The sequence below is a fragment of the Streptomyces albus subsp. albus genome (assembly GCF_000725885.1).
In the GTDB taxonomy this organism is placed as follows: Bacteria; Actinomycetota; Actinomycetes; order Streptomycetales; family Streptomycetaceae; genus Streptomyces; species Streptomyces albus.
In genome coordinates, this window is record NZ_JODR01000006.1 from 1 (window position 1) to 25,948 (window position 25,948).

Here is a 25,948-nt window from a genome sequence, read left to right on the forward strand (position 1 = left end):
CACCCACACCCCCCACCACCCTCCCCACCTACCCCTTCCAACACCACCACCACTGGCTGCCGTCACCGCCGCCCGCAGACGCCGCGGGACAGGTGGTGGAGCACCCCTTCCTCGCCGGTGCGGTCGAACTGCCCGCGGAGGGCGGGGTTCTGCTGTCCGGCCGGATCTCCCTCTCCACCGATCCCTGGCTGGAGGGCCATGCCGTCTCGGGGGCCGTACTGCTGCCGGGCACCGGGTTCCTGGAGCTGGCCGCGGCGGCGGCACGGCACACCGGGTGCGGGCAGGTCGACGATCTGGTCGTCCGAACCCCCCTCGTGCTGCCGGCCGGCGGGGCCGACGTGCAGGTACAAGTGGCGGCAGCGCAGGGCGGGGAGCGGCGCTGTGTGATCCGTGCCCGGAGCGACGGCCACAAGTGGGTGGAGCACGCGACGGCGACGCTGGTGGAGCAGGCCGGCGGCGAGCACGACACGGAGTGGGCGGCCGGCACGTGGCCGCCGCCCGGGGCCGAACCCGTCCCGGTGCCCGGGCTGTACGAGGAACTGGCCACGCGCGGCTACGGCTATGGTCCGGCCTTCCACGGACTGCGCGGGGTGTGGCGGTCGGACGGGGACCTGTTCGCCGAGGCCGTACTGCCCGAGCGGTACCAGGACGGCCGCTTCGGCGTCCATCCCGCGCTGCTCGACGCCGCACTGCACCCGCTGGCCCTCACCCATGACGCCGAGGGAAAGATCCGGCTGCCGTTCGTCTTCGGCCGAACGGTGCTGCGGGGGCGGGGCGCCCGTGCCCTGCGCGTCCGGCTGCGGGTCACCGACGGCTCCGCCCGGCTGGACGCCGTCTCCGACTCCGGCCAGCAGGTGCTCAGCTGTACGGGGCTGGTGCTGCGGCCCGTGGACACCGGCCGGACGGCCGCGATGGCTGCCGCCTCCGCGCTGAACCGGCTGCGGTACGAGGCGGTCTGGCAGCCGGTGCCGGACGTGCCCCGCACGGAGAGGGCCCCGGGGACCTGGCTGGTGCTCGCCTTCCCCTCCGCCGACCCGTCGTGGGCCGCACCACCGGTCGAGCACGCCGTGACCGTCCCGCTCGACCGGGCGGCCGGCCGCGCCGGGCTCGCGGCCTCGCTTCCCGACACGGCACCCGACGGGGTGCTCTGTCTCACCAGGCGCCCGGAGGACCTGCTGCTGGCCGTGCAGGCGCTCGACGACGCGCGGGTGGAGGCACCGGTGTGGTGCGTCACCCACCGGGCGGAGGACGATCCGGACGCGGCGGCCGTGTGGGGAGCGGGCCGGGCCGTCGCACTGGAACTGCCCGAGCGGTGGGGCGGCCTGGTGGACGTGCCCGAACGGCGCACCGAGCCGGCCGCCGCCCTCCTGGCGGGGGTGCTGTCGGGGAACACCGGCGAGGACCAGGTGCGCGTCCGGGACGACGGAGTGGAGGCACGCCGACTGGTGCGGGCGGATCCCCCGCCGGATGCCGGACCGGCGCGCTGGACGCCGTCCGGCACCGTCCTGATCACCGGTGGCACGGGCGCGCTGGGTGCCCACGTCGCCCGCTGGGTGGCCGGACTGGGGGGCTGCTCACTGCTGCTCGTCTCCCGGCGCGGTCCGCAGGCGCCGGGTGCCCGGGAGCTGGCGGCGGAGCTCACCGCCGCCGGTACACCCGCCCGCGTCGTCGCGGCCGATGTCACCGACCGTGCCGCGATGGCCGGTCAGGTGGCCGAGGCAGCGCGCGACGGCGCCCCCGTTCGCGCGGTCTTCCACACGGCAGGCGTGCCCGGCAGGCGCCGCGTGCTGGAGACCGGGCCGGAGGACCTCCGTACCGTCCTGGCGGCCAAGGCCGAGGGCGCCCGGGTGCTGGACGCGGTGCTGGAGGGCACCGACGTGGACGCCTTCGTGCTCTTCTCCTCCGTCTCCGGTGTGTGGGGCGCGGCCGGCCAGGCGGCGTACGGCGCCGCCAACGCCGCCCTCGACGCGCTCGCCGCCCGTCGGCGGGCCCGCGGCCGGGCGGCCGTCTCCCTCGCGTGGGGCCCCTGGTCCGGCGGCGGCATGGTGGACGCCGGGCTGGAGAGGGACCTGCGGCGGCGCGGACTGGTGCCACTGGCCGTCGCCGACGCCATGCGGGCACTGGAGGAGTGCGTGCCCTCGGGCGCCGACCGTGTGCTGGTGGACGCCGTGTGGTCCCGGTTCCTGCCCTTGTTCACCGCGGCCCGCCCCGCGCCGCTGTTCGCGCACCTCACCGCCCGGCTGCGCGAGACGGCGCCCGAACCGGCGCCGTCACGCGACACCACGGCGCCGGCCGGCGGTACGGGGGACCTGCTGCACCTCGTCCGGGCCGAGATCGCCTCCGTCGTCGGACACGCGGACGCCGGCGCCGTGGACCCCGAACGGCCGCTGCGGGAGCTGGGCTTCGACTCCCTGATGTCGGTACGGCTGCGCGACCGGCTGGCCGCGGCGCTCGGCGTCCGGCTCTCCCCGACCGTCGCCTTCGACCATCCGACCTCGGCGGCGCTCGCCCGGCACCTGGAGACCCTGACGGGCACCGGGCCCGCCGCCGGCGCGCAGCGGCCCGCCGCGCCCGCCGGCACAACGGACGAGCCCGTCGCGGTGGTGGGCATGGCGTGCCGGTACCCGGGCGGGATCGCCACACCGGAGGACCTGTGGCGGCTGGTCCGCGCGGGCCGGGACGCCATCGGGGCCTTCCCCGCCGACCGCGGCTGGGACCTGGCCCGGCTCCACCACCCGGACCGGCACCGGACCGGCACCACCTACACCCGCGAAGGCGGTTTCCTCGACGACCCGGCGGGCTTCGACGCCGGCTTCTTCGGCATCCCGCCCCGCGAGGCCCTCGCGATGGACCCGCAGCAGCGCCTCATGCTGGAGACGGCGTGGGAGGCGGTCGAGCACGCCGGGATCGGCCCCGAATCGCTGCGCGGAAGCCGCACCGGGGTGTTCGCCGGCACGATGTACAACGACTACTACTCGCGGCTCAACGGCATCCCCGACGGTCTGGAGGGCATCCTCGGGCTGGCCAACAGCGACAGCGTGATGTCCGGCCGGATCTCCTACCTGCTCGGGCTGGAAGGGCCGGCCGTCACCGTCGACACCGCCTGCTCGTCCTCGCTGGTGGCCGTCCATCTGGCCTGCCAGGCACTGCGGCAGGGCGAGTGCGACGCGGCGCTGGCCGGCGGTGCCACGGTGATGGCGACACCCAACCTCTTCGTCGAGTTCGCCCGCCAGGGCGGGCTGGCCGCGGACGGACGCTGCAAGTCGTTCTCGGCCGACGCGGACGGCACCGGCTGGTCCGAAGGCGTGGGAGTGGTGCTGCTGGAACGGCTGTCGGACGCACGGCGCCTGGGGCACGAGGTGCTCGCCGTCGTCCGGGGCTCCGCCGTCAACCAGGACGGCGCCTCCCACGGGCTGACCGCGCCCAACGGACCCGCCCAGCAGCGCGTCATCCGGGCCGCTCTCGCCCGCGCGGGCGTCACCGGCGCCGACGTCGACGCCGTCGAGGCGCACGGCACCGGCACCAAGCTGGGCGATCCCATCGAGGCCCAGGCACTGCTCGCCGTGTACGGCGAACGGCGGGGCGGCGGCCCCCTGTACCTCGGCTCCCTCAAGTCGAACCTGGGGCACGCCCAGGCGGCGGCCGGCGTCGGCGGGCTCATCAAGACCGTGCAGGCGCTCCGGCACGAGGTGCTGCCGCCGACCCTCCACGCACAGACGCCGACCCCCGCGGTGGACTGGTCGGCGGGAGGGGTCGCCCTGCTGACGGAGGAGCGCGCCTGGCCCCGCGGGGAGCGCCGGCGGCTGGCCGGCGTGTCGTCGTTCGGCATCAGCGGCACCAACACGCACGTCGTCCTGGAGGAGGGCGACCCCTTGGCCCCGCTCACTCCCCCGCCGTCTGCCCCGTCGACGACGGTCCTCGCGCCCGGGCAGGTCCCGGGCCCACGGACCGCCCGGGCACCGGACGACGGACGGGCACAGGGGGACGAGCCGGCACCGGATGGCGGGCGGGACCGGGAGAACGAGTCGGCGCCCGGCGGTGGACGGGCGCCAGGCGGCGGGCCGACACCGGACGATCCGGAACCACCGGACAACGGACACGCACGGCAGCACGAGCCGGCACCCGACAGTGGACGGGCACCGGACAGCAAGCCGACACCGGACGGCCCGGAACCACCGGACAACGGACACGCACGGCAGCACGAGCCGGCACCCGACAGTGGACGGGCGCCAGGCGGCGGGCCGGGGCCGTACAGCAAGCCGACACCAGTCGGCCCGGAGGCACCGGAGACCGGACAGGCACCGGAGCATGGGCCAGAGCCGGGCCGTGGGCCGGAGCCGGGCGTGGAGGCCGGGGCGGTTCCGTTCGGGGAACGGCTTCCGTTCGTGCTCGGTGCGCGGACCGCCGCCGCGCTCCCCGCGCAGGCGAGGGCGCTGCGGGCGCGGCTGGAGGCGGAACCGGGTCTTGCGGCGCGTGACGTGGCGTGGTCGCTGGCGACCACCCGGTCCGCCCTCGCGCACCGGGCCGTGGCCGTCGCCGGGAACCGCGCTGAACTGCTGGACGCGCTCACGGCGCTCGGCCGGGGAACGGACACGGTGCTGCCCGCCTCGGTGCGGGTGGGTCAGGCCCGCGAGGGCCGTACCGTGCTGATGTTCCCCGGCCAGGGCTCGCAGTGGCGGGGTATGGGCCGCGCGCTGCTGGCCGGGAGCGAGGTGTTCGCCGAAGGCGTCCGGGAGTGCGAGGAGGCGCTGGCGCCCTGGGTCGACTGGTCGCTCACGCGGGTGCTGCGCGGTGCGGACGGCGCCGCCACCGCACCGGTGGACGTGGTCCAGCCCGCCCTGTTCGCGGTGATGGTGTCGCTGGCGCGGATGTGGCAGCACTGGGGCGTCCCGGTGGACGGTGTGGTCGGCCACTCGCAGGGGGAGATCGCCGCCGCCTGCGTGTCGGGGGCGCTGTCGCTGGCGGACGGCGCGCGGGTGGTGGCGGTCCGCTCGCGGCTGCTGGCCGAACTGGCCGGGACAGGCGGCATGGTGTCCGTCGCCCTGCCCCCCGAGGAGGTGCGCGGCCGGCTCGGCGGCCGGCTGTCGCTGGCCTCCGTCAACGGGCCCGGCTCGGTCGTGGTGTCCGGCCCCGACGACGCGCTGGAGGAGCTGATGGCCTCCGCGCGGGCGGACGGTGTCCCGGTCCGCCGCATCGACGTGGACTACGCCTCGCACTCCCCCGCCGTCGAGGCGTTGCGCGACCGGCTCCGGGCCGAACTGTCCGGGCTGTCCCCACGCGAGGGCACGGTGCCGCTGTACTCGACGGTGACCGGAACCCGGCTGGCCGGGAGCGAACTGGACGCGGCCTACTGGTACCGCAACCTGCGCGAGACGGTACGGCTGCGAAGCGCGGTCGAGTCGCTGGCGGCCGACGGGTTCGCCTTCTTCGCGGAGTGCAGCCCGCACCCGGTGCTGACGGTCGGGGTGCGGGAGACCCTGGACGCGTTGGGAGCCGGCGGCACGGTGCTCGGCTCGCTGCGCCGTGACGAGGGCGGCACGGACCGCATGCTGCGGTCGCTGGCCGAGGGGTACGCCGATGGGCTGCCGGTGGACTGGCGGCGGGTGCTGGGGGCGGGCCGGCGGGTGCCGTTGCCGACCTACGCGTTCCAGCACGAACGGTTCTGGCTCGACGCCGGTGCCGGGACGGCCCCCGAGGCGGCGGCTCCCGGTGACGACACACGGTTCTGGGAGGCGGTCGAACGCGGGGATGTCGGGCGGCTGGCCGGCGAATTGGGAACTGCCGACGGACTGGCCGCGGCGCTGCCCGCGCTGGCGGCCTGGCGACGCAGGAGCCGGCGCCAGGCGCGCCTGGACTCCTGGCGGTACGACATCGTCTGGCGTCCGCACCCGGTCGAGGGCGGTGCCGTGCCGTCGGGGCGGTGGCTGCTGCTGACCACCGGCACGCCCGCCGCCGAGGGGCTGCGCGGTCTGCTGGCCGACGGGGGGCTGGACGCCACCGTGCTGACGCTGGGCCCCGGCACGACCGACCGGACCGCGCTGGGGGCCCGCCTCGCCGAGGCCGTGGACGGCGCCGGGGGGACCCCGTTCGCGGGGGTGCTCAGCCTGCTGGGACTGGACGAGACGCCGCACCCGTCGCTGCCGGGGCTGACGACGGGGCTGGCACTGACCGTCGCCGCCGTGCAGGCCCTCGGTGACACCGGCACGGACGCTCCGTTGTGGACGGTCACCTGTGGCGCGTCCGGTGTCGGGGAGCTCGGCCCCGCCCGCCCCGCGCAGAACCAGCTGTGGGGGCTGGGCCGGGTCGCGGCCCTGGAACACCCCGCCCGCTGGGGCGGACTGGTCGACCTGCCCGCCGCGCCGGGCGCGTCGGGCGCGGCGGCGCTGCTGGGTGTCCTCGCGCGGGGCGGCGGCGAGGACCAGTGGGCGGTGTCGGCGTCCGGTACGGCCCATGTGCGCCGCCTCGTGCGGCGCGGCACCGGCACGGCACCGGCCGGGGACGACGACGCGTGGCGGCCGGCGGGCACCGTACTGATCACGGGGGCGAGCGGTTCGCTGGGCCCGCACCTGGCCCGCTCGGTGGCCGCGCGCGGGGCCCGGCACGTGGCGCTGCTGAGCAGGCGCGGCGAGAGCTCACCCGGTATGGCTGAGCTGGTGGCCGAACTGGCGGAGGCGGGCTGCACGGCCCAGGCGTTCGCCTGCGACGTACGGGACCGGGCGCGGCTGGCCGCCGTCCTGGCGGAACTGTCCGCCGCGGGCCGCCCGGTGACGACGGCGCTGCACGCCGCCGCGCATCTGGACATCGCCCCCCTGGCGACGACGACACTGTCGCACTTCGCCGAGGTCGTGGACGCGAAGGTCTCCGGCGCGGTGAACCTCGTCGAGCTGCTGGAGCGGGAACAGCTGCGGGAAGTGGTCCTCTTCTCCTCGATCGCGGGGGTGTGGGGCAGCGCCGAGCACGGTGCCTACGCGGCGGCGAACGCCTTCCTCGACGCGTACGCCGCGCGCTGCCGGGCCGACGGGCTGCCGGTCACATCCGTGGCCTGGGGCATCTGGGACGAGCAGATCACCAGGGACCGCACCGACGCGGACCTGGTGGTGCGCCGCGGTCTGCCGTTCCTCGACCGCGAGACGGCCTTCGAGGGGCTGTACCAGGCGCTCGCGGCGCCGGAGGCGGTCCAGGTCGTCGCCGATGTGGACTGGTCCCGTTTCGTGCCGGTGTTCACCTCCGTGCGTGACAGCCCCCTCCTCGCCGAGATCGCCGGTCCGTCGACGCCGGGCGGGGACGGGGACGGGGACCGGGACGGGCCGGGGTCGCCAGGGGCACCCGCCGAGGGCGCGGCCGGCGCGTTCCGTGCGCGGCTGGCGGCCATGACACCCGCCGACCGCGAACACGCCGTGCTCGAACTGGTGCGGTCCACCGGCGCGGTGGTGCTGGGGCGGGACGCGGAGGACCGGCTCGGCCCCGACCAGGAGTTCCGTCAGGCGGGGTTCGACTCGCTGCTCTCGGTGGACCTGCGCAACCGGCTCAACCGTGCGACCGGCCTGCGTCTGCCGCCGACGCTGCTGTTCGACCACGCCACCCCGGCCCGGCTGGCGCAGCACCTGCTCGGTCACCTGTCGGACGGGGACGCGGGCGCGGAGGGGACGCCCGAGGACGTCCTGGCCGGGCTGGACCGGATCGAGCGGCAGATCCGGGCCCTGCCGGGTGACGGGACGGCGCGGGTGCGGCTGACCGCTCGCGTCGAGACGCTGCTGGCTGCCGTACGCGGGGCCGGTGGCGACGACGCGGGGGACGGCGGGGATGCCGTGTCCGCCGTGGAGTCCGCCGCCAGCACCGAGGAGTTGCTGGACCTCCTCGACAGCCGGTACGGCGAGTCCTGAGACGGGCGGAGGAGCAGTGACGGACACCGGGCGCAGCACGGAGGAGCGGCTGGCGCGGCATCTGCGGACGATGAGCGCCGAGTTGCGGGCCGCGCGGACACGCGCCGAGGATCTGGAGGCGCAGCGCCGGGAGCCGGTCGCCGTGGTGGGGATCGGCTGCCGCTATCCCGGTGGCGTGGACAGCGCCGGGGGCCTGTGGCGGGTGGTGAGCGAGGGCCGGGACGCGATCCGCGGACTGCCCACCGACCGCGGCTGGGACCTGGCGGATCTGTACGGCACGGACCCGGACGCGCCGGGGAGCGCCTACAGCACCGCCGGCGGGTTCCTGGACGACGTGGCCGGCTTCGACGCGGAGTTCTTCGGCATCTCCCCGCGCGAGGCCACCACGATGGACCCCCAGCAGCGGCTGCTGCTGGAGACCGCGTGGGAGGCGGTGGAGAACGCGGGGATCGATCCGCACACGCTGCGGGACAGCCGGACGGGTGTGTTCGCGGGCTCCAACATCCAGGATTACTCCCATGTGCTGGCGGCGGCCCCGCGGGCGGCCGAGGGGTACGTGGTCACCGGCACGACCGGCGCCATGGTCTCCGGCCGGATCTCCTACACGTTCGGACTGGCAGGCCCGTCCGCGACGATCGACACGGCGTGTTCGTCGTCGCTGGTCGCGCTCCATCTGGCCGTGCGGGCGCTGCGCGCCGGTGAGTGCGTGGCCGCGCTGGCGGGCGGGGCGACCGTGCTGGCCACCACGCGCGCCTTCACCGAGTTCAGCAGGCAGCGGGCGCTGGCACCGGACGGCCGGTGCAAGGCGTTCGGTGCGGGCGCCGACGGTTTCGGACTGGGCGAGGGCGCGGGGATGCTCTTCCTGGAGCGGCTGTCCGACGCGCTGCGGCACGGGCATCCCGTGCTGGCCGTCATCCGCGGCTCGGCCGTCAACTCCGACGGGGCGTCCAACGGCATCACCGCGCCGAGCGGGCACGCGCAGGAACGGGTGCTGGCGGAGGCACTGGCCGCGTCCGGGGTGGCCGCGCACGAGGTGGACCTGGTGGAGGCGCACGGCACCGGCACGCGGCTGGGCGACCCGATCGAGGCCCGCGCCCTGATGGCGGTGTACGGGACGGGGCGGGCCACACCGCTGTGGGTCGGCTCGGTCAAGTCCAACCTGGGCCACACGCAGGCCGCCGCGGGGGTCGCCGGAGTCATCAAGACGGTACTGGCCCTGCGGCACAGGACTCTGCCGCCCACCCTGCACGCCGAGGTGCCGACGCCCGAGGTGGACTGGTCGGCGGGAGGGGTGCTGCCACTGTCCCACGCCCGTCCGTGGCCGGACGGAGGGCGGCCACGGCGGGCAGGTGTCTCCGCGTTCGGCATCAGCGGGACCAACGCCCATCTGATCGTGGAGGAGTACCCGCCCGGCACCACCGGAGCCGGTGGGGCGGGCGGCGCCGCCGGTGCGGGGACGGCCGCGGCGGCGAGGGCGTCGGCCGGCGGTGGAAGAGCGACGGCGGCCGGAGGGACGGCCGCGACCGGCGGTGGGGCGGGAGCTGCGGGAAAGGCCGGCCCGCCGCTGCTGCCGTGGCTGGTCTCGGCACACTCGGAAGCGGCGCTCGCGGCCCAGGCGGGCAAGCTGCTCGGATGGTGCGGCGAACGGCCGGACGCCCCGGACGCGACGGGCACGGCCACCGGGACGGGCGGCGCTGCCACCGGAACGGACAGCACCGTCGCCGGGACGGACAGCGCCGTCGCCGCGAGAGAGGGCGCCGGCGTCGCGACGGGACACGGCGCCGGGGCCGGGACGCGCCCCGAGAAGGACTCCCCCGCACGCGGCGCCGCCGGAGGCAGCGGCCCCGGCCAGGGCAGCACCGACGGTACGGACCGTGCCGGAGACGGCCCGAGGGCCCATTCGGGAATCGACGGTCAGGGAATCGACGATCCACGAGCCGTCGGTCCGGGGACCGTCGATCCCGGGGCTGTCGCCCGCGCGCTGATGCGCTCCCGCAGCCGGTTCGCGCACCGCGCGGTCCTGCTGGCCGAGGAGCCCGACGGCTTCCGAGCGGCGCTGGCCGCGCTCGCGGCGGGCGCCGACGGCCCGGACGTGGTGCGTGGCCGGGCCGCCGCACCGGGACGGCAGGCGTTCCTCTTCTCCGGGCAGGGCGGGCAACGTCCGGGCATGGGCCGTGAGTTGTACGCGGCGTTCCCGGCGTACGCGGCGGCCTTCGACGCGGCCTGCGCCCGGCTGGACCCGCATCTGCGGCGGCCGTTGCGCGAGGTCGTCTTCGCGGAGCCGGGCACCGAGGGAGCCGCGCTGCTGGATACCACGGAGTTCGCCCAGCCCGCGCTGTTCGCGCTGGAGACCGCGCTGTTCGCCCTGTACTCCGCGTGGGGGCTGCGGCCGGACAGGCTGCTGGGGCATTCCGTGGGGGAAGTGGTCGCCGCCCATGTGGCCGGAGTGCTGTCCCTGGCCGACGCCGGCACGCTCGTCGCGGCACGGGGCCGGCTGATGCAGGAGCTGCCGCCGGGCGGGTCGATGGCCGCGGTCGAGGCGTCCGAGACGGAGGTGACGCCGCTGCTGCGGGGCCGTGAGGACCGCGCCGGTGTGGCGGCCGTCAACGGGCCGAGGTCCGTCACGGTCGCCGGTGACCGTGACGTGGTGGCCGAGGTGGCCGCCCACTGGCGGGAGCGGGGCAGGCGGGTGAGGCCGCTGAACGTCAGCCACGCCTTCCACTCCCCCCGGATGGACGGCATGCTCGACGCGTTCCTCGACGTCGCCTCGTCGCTCCGGTACGGGGAGCCCACGCTGCCGCTCGTCTCGTCGGTGACGGGGCAGCAGGCCACCGGGAAGGAGCTGGCCGACCCGCGCTACTGGGTGGAGCACGTCCGGCGCACCGTCCGCTTCCACGACGGGCTGTGCGCGCTCCGGTCCGACGGCATCACGGCCTTCCTCGAGCTGGGCCCGGACGGTTCCCTCACCGGTACGGCGGCGGAAGGGGCCGGGCCGGACGAACTGTGCGTCACCGCCCTGCGCCGGGGACAGGGCGAGGTGCGAGCGGCGCTGACGGCACTGGCGCGGCTGCACTGCCATGGCGTCGAGGTGGACTGGACCGCGCTGCTGCCAGGCCGCGGGCCGCATCAGGACCTGCCGACCTACGCGTTCCAGCGGGAGCGGTACTGGCAGGAGGCCGAGCCCCGGCCCGGACAGCCCGGTGACCGGCGCTTCTGGTCCCTGGTCGCGGACGGCGACACAGGGGCGCTGGCCGCCGAACTCGGTGTGGAGCCCGATGCCGGACTGTCCCGGGTCGTTCCCGTGCTGCACACCTGGCGGGCCCGCACCGCCCGGAGCACCGGCGCGCCGGCCCCGAGGTACGGCATCACCTGGCGTCCTGTGCCGCCCGGTGCGGGACGGCGCCTGTCCGGGACGTGGCTGCTGGTGGGTGACGACTGCGGGCTGGGGACCCGGCTCGGCGCGCTGGGCGCCGAGGTGCACCACCTGCCGGTGCCCGGCCCCGCCGACCGCGAGGGGCTGGCACGGCTGCTGGCCGCCGCGCCACGCCCGGAGGGCGTCGTCTCCACGCTCGCCCTCCACCCGCCGGGCGAGGCCACGGGAACGGACACGGACACCGGCACGGGCACGCACGCGGGCACGCACGCGGACGGGAACGGGGACGGACCCACCGGCACGGGCCCGGACGCGGAGGCGGGCTCGGGCTCGCACACGGGCACCGGCTCAGACACGGGTGCCGTTTCCGGGGACTGCGGGCCGTCGGCGGCGACTCTCGCGCTCGTTCAGGCGCTGGGGGACGCCGGCGTGTCGGCGCCGTTGTGGTGCCTGACACGCGGCGCGGTCGGCGTGTCGGGCCAGCCGCCCGATCCGGAAGCCGCCGCCGTGTGGGGGCTGGGCCGTGTCGCCGCGCTGGAGCTTCCGGAGCGGTGGGGCGGCCTCATCGACCTGCCGCCTGCCCGGAACAGTGGCACACCGGACGGCGACACACCGGGAGCCGGCAACACACCGGGCGGCAGCACGCCGTCGGCCGGCGACACGCCCGAAGCCGCCCACACGCCGGACGGCACGCCCGGCCGGCTGGACCTCCTGCTGGCGGCGGCGTTGACCGGCGGCGGGGAGGACCAGCTGGCGGTGCGCGGTGACACGCTGCTGGCGCGGCGTGTCGTCCCCCTGCCGGCACCTGCGGCGCGCATGCCGAAGCTGTCCGGGACGGCGCTGGTCACCGGTGGGACGGGCGGGCTCGGTGCCCGTGTCGCCGTCTCGCTGGCCGCCCGGGGAGCCGAACACCTGCTGTTGCTGAGCCGCAGGGGCCCCGACGCGCCGGGTGCCGGGCGGCTGCGGGCGCGACTCGCAAAGGCCGGTGCCGAGGTGACGATCCGCTCCTGCGACGTGTCGGACCGGGCGGCGCTGGCCCGGGTGCTGGCCGAAGACGTGCCCGGCGACCGGCCGTTGCGCGCCGTCGTGCACGCGGCAGGCGTGCTCGACGACGGCATCCTCGACGCGCAGACCCCCGAGCGTCTGGAGGCGGTGCTGGCGGCCAAGGGGCGGGCGGCACGGCATCTGCACGAGCTGACCCGCCGGCAGCGACTGGACGCGTTCGTCCTCTTCTCCTCCCTCGCGGGCGTCGTCGGGAACGCGGGACAGGGCAACTACGCGGCGGCGAACGCCCAGTTGGACGCTCTGGCCGAGCAGCGGCACGCGGAGGGGCTGCCCGCCACCTCGGTGGCGTGGGGGCCGTGGGCCGAGGACGGCATGGCCCGGGCCCTGGAGAGCGGACAACTGCGGGGCAGCGGGCTGCGTCCGCTGGAGCCGGACCGGGCGGTGGACGCGCTGTGGTCGGCCGTCGCCGAGGGCACGCCGACGCTGCTCGTCGCGGACGTGGACTGGGACGGCTACGCCGCGCGGGCCGCGGTCTTCCGGCCGAGCCCGCAGTTGGCGGAGCTGACGGCCGCGGCGGCCGGTCCCGCGGCCTCCGCCCGTCTCGGCACCGAGGAGCTGGCGGGGCTCACCGCGGAACAGCGGCGGGCCCGGCTGCTGGAGGTGGTGCGGGAGCAGATCGCCGTGACGCTCGGGCACGGCGCCCGCTGGCGGCTGGAGGGCGACCGGCCGTTCCAGGAGCTGGGTTTCGACTCGCTGACCGCCGTGGAGCTGCGCAACCGGCTCGACGCGGTCACCGGTCTGCGACTGCCGAGCACCCTGGTGTTCGACCATCCGACGGCGGACGCGCTGGTCACCTTCCTGCTGGCGGAGCTGTGCGACGAGACCGCGGGCGGGCCCGAGCCGCCGCTGGCCGCCCTGGACCGGCTGGAGGCGGTTCTTGCGGCCACACCGCTGGACGGCGCCGAGCGGGACGCGGTCGCGGGGCGGCTGCGGGAGCTGCTGCGCACCTGCTCCGCCGGGCCGTCGGGCGAGGACGCCGTCGCCTCGGTCGGTGAGTCCGCCGGGGAGGTCGTCGACTTCATCACCGGGCAGCTCGGCATCACGCTGGCGCCGCCCGGCCAGGACCAGGATCCGCGCCGGACCTGACGAACCGCCGCGAAAGGTACCCCACGTGTCTGCACAAGAGCTGCCCTCCACCGAAGAACGGCTGCGGCACTTCGTCAAACAGCTGACCGCCGAACTGCGCGCCACCAGGCAGCGGTTGGCCGAACGGGAGACGAGGCGGGCCGAGCCGGTGGCCGTCGTCGGCATGAGCTGCCGGCTGCCCGGCGGGGTGAGCAGCCCGCAGCAGCTGTGGCGGCTGGTGCGCAACGGGACGGACGCGATCTCCCCGTTCCCCACCGACCGGGGCTGGGACACCGAAGCCCTCTACGACCCGAGCGGCGAGCGGCCCGGTACGGCGTACACCTGCGAGGGCGGTTTCCTCCACGACGCGGGCGCGTTCGACGCCGCCTTCTTCGGCATCTCCCCGCGCGAGGCGCTGGGCATGGACCCGCAGCAGCGGCTGCTGCTGGAGGCGTCGTGGGAGGCGCTGGAGGACGCCGGTCTGCTGCCGGGCCGGCTGCGGGGCAGCCGCACCGGCGTCTGGGTGGGCGGCGCCACGCAGGGCTACGGCTTCGACGTGTCGTCCGGCGGGGTCGGGGTGGAGGGCTACGGCATCACCGGCGTGTCGACATCGGTGCTCTCGGGCCGGATCGCCTACACCCTGGGGCTTGAGGGCCCCGCGGTCACCGTGGACACCGCCTGCTCCTCGTCGCTGGTGGCCCTGCACCTGGCGTGCCGGTCGCTCCAGCGGGGCGAGACGGACATGGCCCTGGTCGGCGGGGTGGCGGTGATGGCCACGCCGAGCACATTCGTGGAGTTCAGCCGCCAGGGCGGGCTGGCCGGGGACGGGCGCTGCAAGGCGTTCTCCGCGGACGCGGACGGCACCGGCTGGGCGGAGGGCGTCACCTGTCTGGTGGTGGAGCGGCTCCGCGACGCGCGGCGGGCCGGCCACCGGGTGCTGGCGGTCGTACGGGGTTCGGCGGTCAACCAGGACGGCGCCTCCAACGGGCTGAGCGCCCCCAACGGACCGGCCCAGCAGCGGGTCATCATGGAGGCGCTGACCGATGCCGGACTCGCCCCGCACGAGGTGGACGTGGTGGAGGCGCACGGCACCGGTACCCGCCTCGGCGACCCCATCGAGGCACAGGCCGTGCTGGCCGCCTACGGGGCGGACCGGGCCGGGGGCGAACCCTTGTGGCTGGGCGCGCTCAAGTCGAACATCGGGCACACCCAGTCGGCGTCGGGCACGGCCGGTGTGATCAAGATGGTGGAGGCGCTGCGGCACGGGACGATGCCGCGCACCCTGCACGCCGACACGCCGTCACCCGAGGTGGACTGGTCGGCCGGAACCGTGCGGCTGCTGACGGAGGCCAGGCCGTGGCCGCGTACGGGACGTCCGCGCCGGGCAGGCGTGTCGGCGTTCGGGATCGGCGGCACCAACGCGCACGTGATCCTGGAGGAGGCCGGGCCGGAGCCGTCCCCGTCCCCGGGAGCCGCCGCGGCACCGCCCCTCCCCCTGCCGCTGCTGCTGTCGGGTGCCTCGCCGGACGCGGTACGCGGGCAGGCGGCGGCGCTCCGCGCCCACATGCGGGAGCATCCCGGCCTGGCGGTCACCGACGTGGCGCGATCCCTGGTGACGACGCGCACCTCGTTCGGCCACCGGGCGGTGGTCCCGGCGGCGGAGGGCGAACAGCTCGACGCGGCGCTCGCCTGTGTCCACCCCGTCGCCGCGGGTGACGGCCGGGTGGGCGCGCTGTTCTCCGGGCAGGGCGCGCAGCGTCCGGGCATGGGCCGCGAACTGGCCGCTGCCTTCCCTCAGTTCGCACGGGCGCTGGAGGAGTGCGCTGCCGTCGTCGATCCGCTGCTGGGCCGCTCCGTCACCGAGGTGATGTGGCAGGAGCCCGCCGAGGTGCTGGAGCGGACCGAGTACGCGCAACCCGCGTTGTTCGCCTTCGAGGTGGCCCTCGCACGGCTGTGGGAGGCGTGGGGGGTGCGGTTCGCCGCGGTCGCGGGCCACTCCGTGGGCGAGGTGGCCGCTGCGGTGGTGGCCGGGGTGCTGACGCTCCAGGACGCGGCCCGCCTGGTGGTCGCCCGGGGCCGGCTGATGGAGGCGCTGCCGGAGGGCGGGGCGATGGTGGCGGTCGCCGCCGGTGAGGCGGAGATGTCGGTACTGCTCCAGGGGGAGGCCGAGGTGTCCCTCGCGGCGGTCAACGGGCCCGGTGCGGTGGTGGTCTCGGGGGCCCGGGACGCGGTGCTGCGGGTCGCCGGCCACTGGCGGGAGCGGGGCCGCCGCACCCGGCGGCTGCGGGTGAGCCACGCCTTCCACTCGCCGCTGATGGAGCCGATGCTGGCCGACTTCGCCGAGGCGGTCGCCGGGCTGACGTTCCGTCCGCCCACGGTGCCCGTCAGCCCGTCGGCCGGCACCGAGGAGCCCTTCGGCTCCCCCGGCTACTGGGTGGAGCACGCGCGCGGCACCGTGCGCTTCGGCGACGCGGTCGGGAAACTGTCCGACGCGGACGTACTGGTCGAGATCGGGCCGGACGCCGCGCTGACCCCGCTGGTCGGCGACGGCAGGCCCGTCCTGGCCTCGGTGCGGCGCGGCAGGCCGGAGGTGCGCTGTGTGCTGGAGGCCCTGGGCGGCGTCCACGCCCACGGCACGCCAGTGGACTGGTCCGCGCTGCCGGGCGAGGACGCCAGGGTCCCGCTGCCCACCTACGCCTTCCAGCGCGACACCTACTGGCTCACTCCCGGAAGTGTGGCCACGGCCCGGGAGCCGGACGAGGAAGCGCGGTTCTGGGCGGCCGTGGAGGAGGGCGACACGCGGCGGCTCACCGGTCCGCTGGGCGCCCCCGCCGAACTCGTCCCGGTGCTGCCGCAGCTCGCGCGGTGGCACCGGACGGTGCGGGACCGGCTGCGGACCGACGCGTGGCGCTACCGGGTCGTCTGGCGGGCGGTGGCGCGGCCGGCGACCGCGGCGCGGGTGCCCGGCACCTGGCTGGTCGTCCTGCCCCACGGGAACGGTGCGCGCACCGCCGCCCGGCTGCGGATGCTGGCCCGGACGCTGGCCGACGTCGTGACGGTGCACACCGGCGACGACCGCGCCGCGGCGGCCACCGCCCTGGCGGCGGCCGTCGAAGGCGTCCCCTCGCCGGCGGGCGTCATCAGCCTGCTCGACAGCCCGGAGGAACTCCTCGTGCTCGTCCAGGCGCTGGGAGCGGCACGGATCGGCGCACGGCTGTGGTGTGTCACCCAGGGTGCGGTCGGGGTCGGTCCCGGCGAGGCGCCGACGGACCTCGACGCGGCGGCCGTGTGGGGGCTGGGGCGGGTCGCGGGACTGGAACACCCGGACCGCTGGGGCGGGCTGGTCGATGTGCCCGCCGCGCCGGACGAGCGGGTGGGCGAACTGCTGGCGGGCCTGCTGACGGGGGACGGCCGGGAGGACCAGGCGGCGGTCCGTGCGGGAGGGGTGTGGCTGCGGCGTGTGGCGGCGGCCCCGGCCGGCCCCGCCGTCCGGGAGTGGGCGCCGCGCGGCACGGTCCTCGTCACCGGGGGGACGGGTTCGCTGGGGGCGGCCGTCGCCCGCTGGCTGGCGGGCAGGGGGCCCTGCTCCCTGGTGCTGGTGTCGCGGCGCGGCCCCGCGGCGCCCGGTGCCGCGGCACTCGTGGCGGAGCTGGAGGAGACGGGCGCCGAGGTGCGGGTGGTCGCGGCCGACGCCGCCGACGGCGCGCGAATGGGGGCGCTCGTCGCCGGACTCGCCGAGGCCGGCACGCCGGTGCGTGCGGTCTTCCACGCCGCCGGGACGGGCCAGAACGCCACGCTGGAGGAGATGGGCGTGGCGGATTTCCGCACCGTCGCGGACGGCAAACTGGCCGGGGCCCGGGTGCTCGACCGGCTGTTCGACGGCCCGGAGCTGGACGCGTTCGTGCTGTTCTCGTCGGTGTCCGGGGTGTGGGGCAGCGGCCGGCACGGCGCGTACGCGGCGGCCAACGCCGCACTCGACGCGCTCGCCGAGCAGCGCCGGGCACGCGGACGGCCGGCCACGTCGGTGGCCTGGGGCGTGTGGGCGGGCTCGGGGATGCTCGGCCCGGAGGGCGAGAGGCAGCTGCGCCGCCGGGGGCTGGTACCGATGCCGGTCGCCGACGGCATCGGCATGCTCCAGCAGGTGCTCGACCGTGACGAGGCTCCGCTGGCGGTCGCGGACATCGACTGGGAGGCGTTCCTCGTCGGCTACACCGCCGCCAGGCCGCGCCCGCTGGTGGAGGAGCTGCCGCAGGTCGCGGCCCTGCGGCAGGAGCGGACGCGGCCCGCGTACGGACCCGCCGGGCCCGGTACGGGGACGGGCGGCCGTACGGTCGCCGAACTGACGGGCCCGGAACGCGAGGAGGCGCTCGCGGAGCTGGTGCGCGGGACGGTGGCCGACACGCTGGGACACGCCGACACGGCCCCGGTCACCGACGACCGCCCGTTCGTGGAGCTGGGGCTCGATTCGGTCTCGGCGGTCGCCATCCGCGACCGGCTGGCCCGGAGCACCGGTCTGACACTGCCGGCGACGCTGGTCTTCGACGAGCCCACCGTCCCGCGGGTGTGCGCCTTCCTGGGCAAGGCTCTCGACGACGGCGGACGCGGCACCAAAGGCACCGCGGGCGGCGGGGAGGGCTGGGCGGCGGACGGCGACACAGCCGCCGGCGCGGACGACCGGCCGTTCGCCGCCGTCTACCGGGCCGTAGCGCTGAGCGGCCGGATGAAGGAGGTGGAGGCGCTGCTGACCGGCGCGGCCGGGGTGCGGTCGCGGTTCTCGGACCCGGCCGAGGCCGACACCGGCTCCGTCCGGCTCGCCTCGGGCCCGGACCGGCCCGCCGTCATCGCGTTCCCGCCGTTCGCGCCGGTCGAGCAGTCGTTGCAGTTCGCCCGGCTCGCCCTGTTCTTCCGGGAGCGGCGGGACCTGTCGATGGTGCAGGTGCCGGGGTTCACACCGGGCTCCGCGCTCGCCGACACGGTCGGCACGCTGGTGGAGGTGGTGGCCGAGCAGACGCTCCGCTGCGCCGGAGGGGCACCGTTCGCCGTACTGGGCTACTCCTCCAGCGGCTGGCTCGCCCAGGCGGTCACGACCCGGCTGGAGGAACGGGGCGAGCGGCCCGCGGGCGTGGTGCTGCTGGACACCTATCTGCCCGACAGCATGCCGCTGAGTCTGCGTCAGGCCATGAACTACGAGGTCAACGAGCGGCGGGCGCGCTTCACCACCATGAACTTCACGACGCTGACCGCGCTGGGCACCTACCGGGCGCTCTTCCGGTCCTGGACGCCGGTCCCCACCCGTGCCCCCACGCTGTTCGTCGCCCCCGAGGACCGCATCCCCGGCGACCCGGCGGCGCCGCCCGTCACCGACGCGTGGCGGGCCCGGTGGCCGCTGCCGCACACCAGGGTCACCGTCCCGGGCGACCACTGCACCATCGTCGCCGAGCACGCCGACGGCACGGCCGCCGCCGTGCACGACTGGCTCGCCGGGCTCCGGGACGGTGCCTCGTGAGGGCCGGACGGCGCGCGAGCGCCACCCCCGCACCCCGCTGTTCCGCCGTACTCCACGAATGGGCTGACCATGGTCGCTGAACAGGAACTTGTGGGCTATCTCAAGCGGGTCACCGCCGAGCTGTACGACACACGCCGGCGGCTGGAGGAGGCCGAGGCGGTCCGGGACGAGCCGGTGGCCGTCGTCGCGATGAGCTGCCGGCTGCCGGGCGGGGTGACCACACCCGAGGAGCTGTGGTCCCTGGTGTCCGAGGGCCGGGACGCCATCGCGCCGTTCCCCGCCGACCGGGGCTGGGACACGGCGGCCCTCGTCGACACGGACGGGACACGGCCGGGCACCAGTTACGTCGGCGCGGGCGGGTTCCTCGCCGATGTGGCGGGTTTCGACGCCGAGTTCTTCGGCATCTCACCGCGCGAGGCGCTGGCCATGGACCCGCAGCAGCGGCTGCTGCTGGAGGCCGCCTGGGAGGCGTGCGAGCGGCTGGGGGTGGACCCGGCCTCGCTGCGCGGCAGCCGGACGGGCGTGTTCGTCGGGGCGGGCATGCAGGACTACGCCGAGCTGGTCCGGCCGGTGCCGGAGGCCGCCGGATACCTGGCCACGGGCAACGCACTCGCGGTCACCGCCGGGCGGGTCGCCTACGTACTGGGCGCCGAGGGACCGGCCGTGACGGTGGACACGGCCTGTTCGTCGTCGCTGGTGGCCCTGCACCAGGCGTGCCACGCCCTGCGGCACGGGGAATGCGCCCTGGCGCTGGCCGGCGGGGTCACCGTCCTGTCGAGTCCGCAGGTGTTCGTGGAGTTCAGCGCGCAACGGGGACTGGCACCGGACGGCCGGGCCAAGTCCTTCGCCGCCGCCGCCGACGGCACCTCCTGGGCGGAGGGGGTGGGGCTGCTGGTGCTCGAACGGCTCGCCGACGCCCGGCGCAACGGCCATGAGGTACTGGCGCTGGTGCGGGGGTCGGCCGTCAACCAGGACGGCGCCTCCAACGGCCTGACCGCGCCCAGCGGCACGGCCCAGCAGCACGTCATCCGGCAGGCGCTGGCCAACGCGCGGCTGTCGCACACGCAGGTCGATCTCGTCGAGGCGCACGGCACCGGGACGGCGCTCGGCGACCCCGTCGAGGCCCGCGCGCTGCTGGCCGCCTACGGGCAGGGCCGCCCCGAGGACCGGCCGCTGTGGCTGGGCTCGCTCAAGTCCAACATCGGACATACGCAGGCGGCGGCCGGGGTGGCCGGCGTCATCAAGACCGTGCTGGCGCTGCGGCACCGCATGTTGCCGAAAACGCTGCACATCGACGCACCGACCCCGCACGTGGACTGGTCTGCGGGGGCGGTGTCGCTGCTGACGCGGGCGCGGGAGTGGCCTCAGACGGACGGCCGGCCCCGGCGGGCCGGCGTGTCGTCCTTCGGGGTCAGCGGCACCAACGCCCATGTGATTCTGGAAGAGGCGCCCCACGAGCCGGCCGACGCCGCCCCGCCCGCGCCACCGGCCGCCGCCCTGCCTGTCGTGCTCGCCACGCCCGACACCCCGGACGTGCCCACCACCCCGGACGCGGAGCCCGCACCGGAGGCGGAGGCCGCACCGGGTACGGCGGCAGTCTTGGACGCGGGAGCCGTAACGGATGCGGAAGCCGTCCCGGACGGCACTGCCGCCCCCCGTCCGGAGGCCGCGTCGGGCACGGCGGACGACGCCGGGGGTGCGGAGGCCACCTCGCACACGACAGCCGCCCCCGGCCCGGAAGCCACCCTCAGCCCGGAAGCCACCCAAGGGCCGACGGACCGGCCAAGGACGACGGACAGCCCAGGGACGACGGACACCCCGGGTTCCCCCTCCCCCGGTTCGGCCGGAGACGCGGGAAGCGCCGGTTCCGGCGAAGCCACCGGAACCGGCGAAGCCGGCCGAGGCGGCCAAGCCGGCGAGGCCGGCCCAGTAGGTGCGGACAGCCCCCTCGTCCTTCCGTGGGTGCTGTCCGCGAAGAGCCCCCGGGCGCTCTCGGCGCAGGCCGGCCGGCTGCTGGCCTGGGCGGACGGCGACGAGGCACGGCGGGCCCCGGCGGCCCGCATCGGCGCGGCGCTCGCCGGAACCCGGACGGCCTTCGCCCACCGTGCCGTCGTCCTGGGTGCGGGCCACGAGGAGCTGCGCGCCGGACTGGCCCGCCTCGCCGACGGCCGTGAGCACGGCGCCCGCCGCGGGGAGCCGGTGACCGGGACCGCCGACGCCGGGCGGCGTGTCGTCCTCGTCTTCCCCGGCCAGGGCGCCCAGTGGGAGGGGATGGCCCGGCCGCTGCTGAGGTCCTCGCCGGTGTTCGCCGCGCGGCTGCGGGAGTGCGCACGGGTGCTGGACGGCCTGACCGGCTGGTCCCTCATCGACGTGCTGGAGGGCCGCCCCGGTACCCCGCCGCCGGACCGGGTGGACGTGGTGCAGCCCGCGCTGTTCGCGGTCGGCGTGGCGCTGGCCGGGCTGTGGCGCTCCTGCGGTGTGGTGCCCGCCGCCGTGATGGGCCACTCGCAGGGCGAGATCGCCGCCGCCTGTGTGGCGGGCGCGCTCTCCCTCCAGGACGCCGCCCGGGTGGTGGCGGTGCGTTCGCGGGCGCTGCGGGCGCTGTCCGGTACGTGCGGCATGCTGTCCGTCCACGCGTCCGCCCGGTCCGTGGCGCGGTGGCTGGCCGACGGGCACCCGCGGCTGGCGACAGCCTCGGTCAACGCGCGCGAGACGACCGTGGTGTCGGGCCCGATCGACGCGCTGCGGCGCTTCGCCGCCGAACGGGAGGCCGCGGGTACGCATGTGCGCTGGATCGCGGTGGACTACGGCTCCCATTCCGCGCAGGTCGAGGCGGTCGAGGCGGAGCTCGCCGCCGAACTGGCGGGCATCGGGCCGCGGCCGGCCACGACGCCGCTGTTCTCGACGGTCGAGGGCGACTGGGCCGACGGCACCGCACTCGACGCGGGTTACTGGTACCGCAATCTGCGCCGCACCGTCCTGTTCGCGCCCGCCGTCGAAGAGCTGGCCCGGCAGGGGCACGACACCTTCATCGAGGTCAGTCCGCACCCGGTGCTGAGTACGGGCATCGAGGAGACGCTGCGTGAGGGCTGTGCGTCCGGGCCGGTGGCGGTCACCGGCACGCTCCGGCGCGAGAGGGGCGGCTGGGAGACGTTCCTGCGCTCCCTGGCCCGCGTCTGGGCGCGCGGCGTGGACGTCGACTGGCGTGCCGCCCTGCCCGGCGCGGACGGCCGCCGGGTGGCGCTGCCCACCTACCCGTTCCAGCACCGCCGTTACTGGCCGGACGGCGTGTCGGGCAGTGGTGAGGTGACGGGCGCTGGGCTCGATCCGGCCGGTCACCGGCTGCTGGGCGCCCTGGTGACCGGCACCGGGCAGGACGAGGGCCTGGAGTGCACCGGCCGGCTGTCGCTGCCGGTCCAGCCGTGGCTCGCCGACCACGTCGTGGGCGACGCGGTGCTCCTGCCCGGGACGGCCTACGTCGAACTGGCCCTGCACGCGGGCACGCTGGCCGGCTGCCCCCGGATCGGGGAGCTGACCCTCACGGCGCCGCTGGACCTGGCCGACGGTGCCGTCCGCCGGCTGCGCGTCCGCGTCGGCGCGGCCGGCGAGTCGGGCGGGCGGGCGGTGCGGGTGTGGGCGCGCAGGGAGGACGAACCCGGCCAGGACTGGCGGTTGCACGCCGAGGGGACGGTCGTGCCGGAGGGGCCCGCCCCGGCGGCGGACCTCGCACAGTGGCCGCCGCCAGGCGCCGTCCCGCTGGCCACCGACGGCCTCTACCGGCGGTTCGCCGACGCGGGCCTGGCCTACGGGCCGCTCTTCCGCGGGCTGCGCGCGGCCTGGTCGGCGGGTGAGGACGTATGGGCGGAGGTCGCCCTGCCCGACTCGGCGGGCACCGACGGTTTCGGGCTGCACCCGGCGCTGCTGGACGCGTGCCTGCACACGGTCGCCCTCGCCACACCCGCCGATGACCCCGCCGGGACGAGCGAGGTGCTGCTCCCCTTCCACTGGGAGGGGGTCTCCCTGCACGCGGTCGGTGCCTCGGCGCTGCGGGTGCGGCTGCGGCGTACCGGGGCGGCGGCGTTCTCGCTGGTGATTGCCGACGCGGCCGGCCGGCCCGTGCTGTCGGCGGACTCCCTGGCGGTGCGGGCCCGTTCGGCGGACCGCGCCCCGGGTGACACCTCCGTGCCCGACGGCCTGTACCGGCAGGCCTGGTTCCCGGATCGCTCGGCCATCGCGCCGGACACTCCCCCGGCCGCCTTGTTCCTCGGCGGGGGCCGGGCCGCCTTCTGGGCGGGGCAGGCGCCCGTACGGCCCGGTCTGGAGGCGGCACTCGCCGCCCTGCCGCCCGGCGGACGGCTGCCGGACCAAGTGGTGGTGTGCTGGGACGACGGACAGGCCACCCCGCAGACGGCGCTGGAGACGGTCCACCAGTGGCTCGCGGAGGAACGCGCCGCCGGCTCACGGCTGGTGGTGCTCACCCGTGGCGCGGTCACGACCGGCGCGGGCGACCCTCCCGTCGCTCCCGCACAGGCCGCGGTGTGGGGGCTGGTGCGGTCGGCGCAGTCCGAGCACCCGGGACGGTTCCTGCTGGTGGACGCCCATGACCGGCCCGCCGACGTGGCCGCGCTGCCCGCGGTGCTGGCCGGCGGGGAGACGCAGTACGCACTGCGCGACGGGGTCGTCCACGTGGCGCGGCTGGTGCGGCCCGAGGCGCGGTGGCTCACGCCGCCGCCCGGGGCCCCCGCCTGGCGGCTGGAGGCGGGCGAGGGCAGCACCCTGGACTCTCTGGCGCCCGTCCCGGCCCCGGAGGCGGCGGCTGCGCTGGCACCCGGGCAGGTGCGGATCGCGGTGCGCGCCGCGGGTCTCAACTTCCGGGACGTGCTGCTGGCGCTGGGCATGTACCCGGGCGGCGGCGCACTGGGCAGCGAGGCGGCGGGCGTGGTGGTGGAGTGCGCGGCGGACGTGACGCGGTGCGCCGTCGGGGACCGGGTGTGCGGTGTGCTGCCGCACGCCTTCGGGCCGCTGGCCGTCGCCGACCAGCGCACGGTGGCCCCCGTCCCGGCCGGCTGGACGTTCGCGCAGGCCGCGACGGTGCCGGTGGCGTTCCTGACGGCGTACTACGCGCTCGTCGACCTGGCCGGTGTACGGCCCGGCGAGAGGGTGCTCGTGCACGCGGCGGCCGGCGGTGTCGGCATGGCCGCCGTACAGCTCGCCCGCCACCTGGGCGCGGAGGTCTTCGGCACGGCCTCCCCCGGCAAGTGGGACACGCTGCGCGGGTGCGGGCTGGACGACGACCACATCGCCAACTCCCGCACGGGCGAGTTCGGCGCGGCGTTCCGTGCCGCAACCGGCGGCGCGGGCATGGACGTGGTGCTCAACTCGCTCACCGGGCAGCTCGTGGACGTCTCCCTGGGGCTGTGCGCCCGGGGCGCCCGTTTCGTCGAGATGGGCAAGACGGATGTGCGCGCCGCCGACGCGTTCGAGGAACAGGCCGTCACCTACCGGGCGTTCGACCTGGCCGAGGCCGGGCCGGAGCGTGTCCGGGAGATGCTCGACACCCTGCTCGGCCTCTTCGCCTCGGGAGCGCTGGAGCCGCTTCCGGTCACCGCCTGGGACATCGGTCAGGCCCCGGACGCGTTCCGTCACCTGGCGCAGGCCCGCCACACCGGGAAGCTGGCGCTCACGGTGCCGAGGCCGCCCGACCCGGACGGCACCGTGCTGATCACCGGCGGCACCGGCACACTGGGCGGTCTGCTGGCGCGTCACCTGGTGACGGCGCACGGGGCACGGCGTCTGCTGCTGGTCAGCCGGAGCGGGGCTGCGGCGCGGGGCGTGGAGGCGCTGCGGCGGGAGCTGACGGAAGAGGGCTGCCACGTCACCGTAGCGGCGTGCGACGTGACCGACCGCGCCGCCCTGCGCGGCCTGCTGGCGGACATCCCCGCGGCCCACCCGCTCACCGCTGTCGTGCACGCGGCGGGCGTGCTCGACGACGGGCTGGTGACGGCGCTGACCCCCGGGCGGCTGCACCGGGTGCTGGCGCCCAAGGCCGACGCCGCGCAGGCACTGCACGAGGAGACGGCCTCGGCGGACCTGGCGGCGTTCGTCACCTTCTCCTCGGCCGCCGGTCTGCTGGGTGCCCCGGGGCAGGGCAGTTACGCGGCGGCGAACGCCTACCTCGACGGGCTGGCCCACCAGCGCAGGACACGGGGGCTGCCGGGGCTGTCCCTGGCCTGGGGCATCTGGGAGGAGGCCAGCGGCATGACGGGGCACCTGGGTGAGGCCGGACTGCGCCGGCTCGCCCGCGACGGGATGCTGCCATTGCCGACCGGGACGGCGCTGGAGCTGTTCGACGCCGCCTGGTCCGACGGCCGGCACGGGATGCTCGCGCCCGTCCGGCTGAGCCTGCCCGTCCTGCGTGCCCGCGCCGAACGGGGTGAACTGCCCCCGCTCTTCCACCGTCTGGCGGGTGTGCACATGCGGCGGTCCGCACAGGACGCCGCCGAGGCGGACGCGTCCTCGTCGGTGCGGCGGCTGGCGGCGCTGCCCGCGGCCCGGCGCCGCGAGGCGCTGCTGGAGTACGTCCGCCGTACCGCCGCCGCCGTCCTGGGGCACGGCGACGACGCGACGGTGGAGCCCGACCAGGCGTTCCGCGAGCTGGGATTCGACTCGCTGACGGCGGTGGAGCTGCGCAACCGGATCAACGGCGCGACGGGGCTGCACCTGCCGGTGACCCTGGTCTTCGACTTCCCCACGCCGCGCGCCCTGGCCGAGCGGCTCGACACCGGTCTGGCACCGGCGGAGCCGGAGGGGGACGGCGGGCTGGAGGAAGCGCTCGACAGGCTGGAGGAGCGGCTGGCCGCGGCACCGGAGGAGACGGCCCACGACCAGGTCGCCGCGCGGCTGCGGTCCCTGGCGCGGCGGTGGGAGGAACGGCGCGGCCCCGCCGGGGACGGGGACGATCTCGATCTGGAGCTGGCCGACGACGAGGAGATGTTCAGCCTCATCGACCGGGAGCTGGGCACCCGCTGAACGCGGCCTGCCGGAGCGGCGGTGTTC

General features: G+C 76.5%; 4 protein-coding genes. All 4 read left to right on the plus strand.

The window, feature by feature from the left end; genetic code table 11:
- Window positions 1-95 precede the first annotated feature (95 nt).
- On the plus strand, window positions 96-7,883 hold the full coding sequence (locus IO40_RS39370) for a type I polyketide synthase (protein ID WP_051719348.1): 7,788 nt from the start codon (window positions 96-98) through the stop codon (window positions 7,881-7,883).
- Window positions 7,804-13,407: a type I polyketide synthase gene (locus tag IO40_RS37550; protein ID WP_078659845.1), complete on the plus strand. Its 5,604-nt coding sequence runs from the start codon at window positions 7,804-7,806 to the stop codon at window positions 13,405-13,407. The genes IO40_RS39370 and IO40_RS37550 overlap by 80 nt, the downstream gene beginning before the upstream one ends.
- A gap of 25 nt (window positions 13,408-13,432) precedes the next feature.
- Entirely contained in the window at window positions 13,433-18,892 is a 5,460-nt protein-coding gene (locus IO40_RS39375; protein ID WP_016466909.1) for a type I polyketide synthase, read from the plus strand.
- 63 nt (window positions 18,893-18,955) lie between these two features.
- Window positions 18,956-25,921 (plus strand): SDR family NAD(P)-dependent oxidoreductase, encoded by a 6,966-nt coding sequence (locus IO40_RS0107425; protein ID WP_418952612.1) that lies wholly within the window; start codon window positions 18,956-18,958, stop codon window positions 25,919-25,921.
- Window positions 25,922-25,948 lie beyond the last annotated feature (27 nt).

Excerpts from the sequence above, each read along its gene's own strand:
- IO40_RS37550 (WP_078659845.1), top strand. The coding sequence starts at position 7,804 with ATGCCGTGTCCGCCGTGGAGTCCGCCGCCAGCACCGAGGAGTTGCTGG.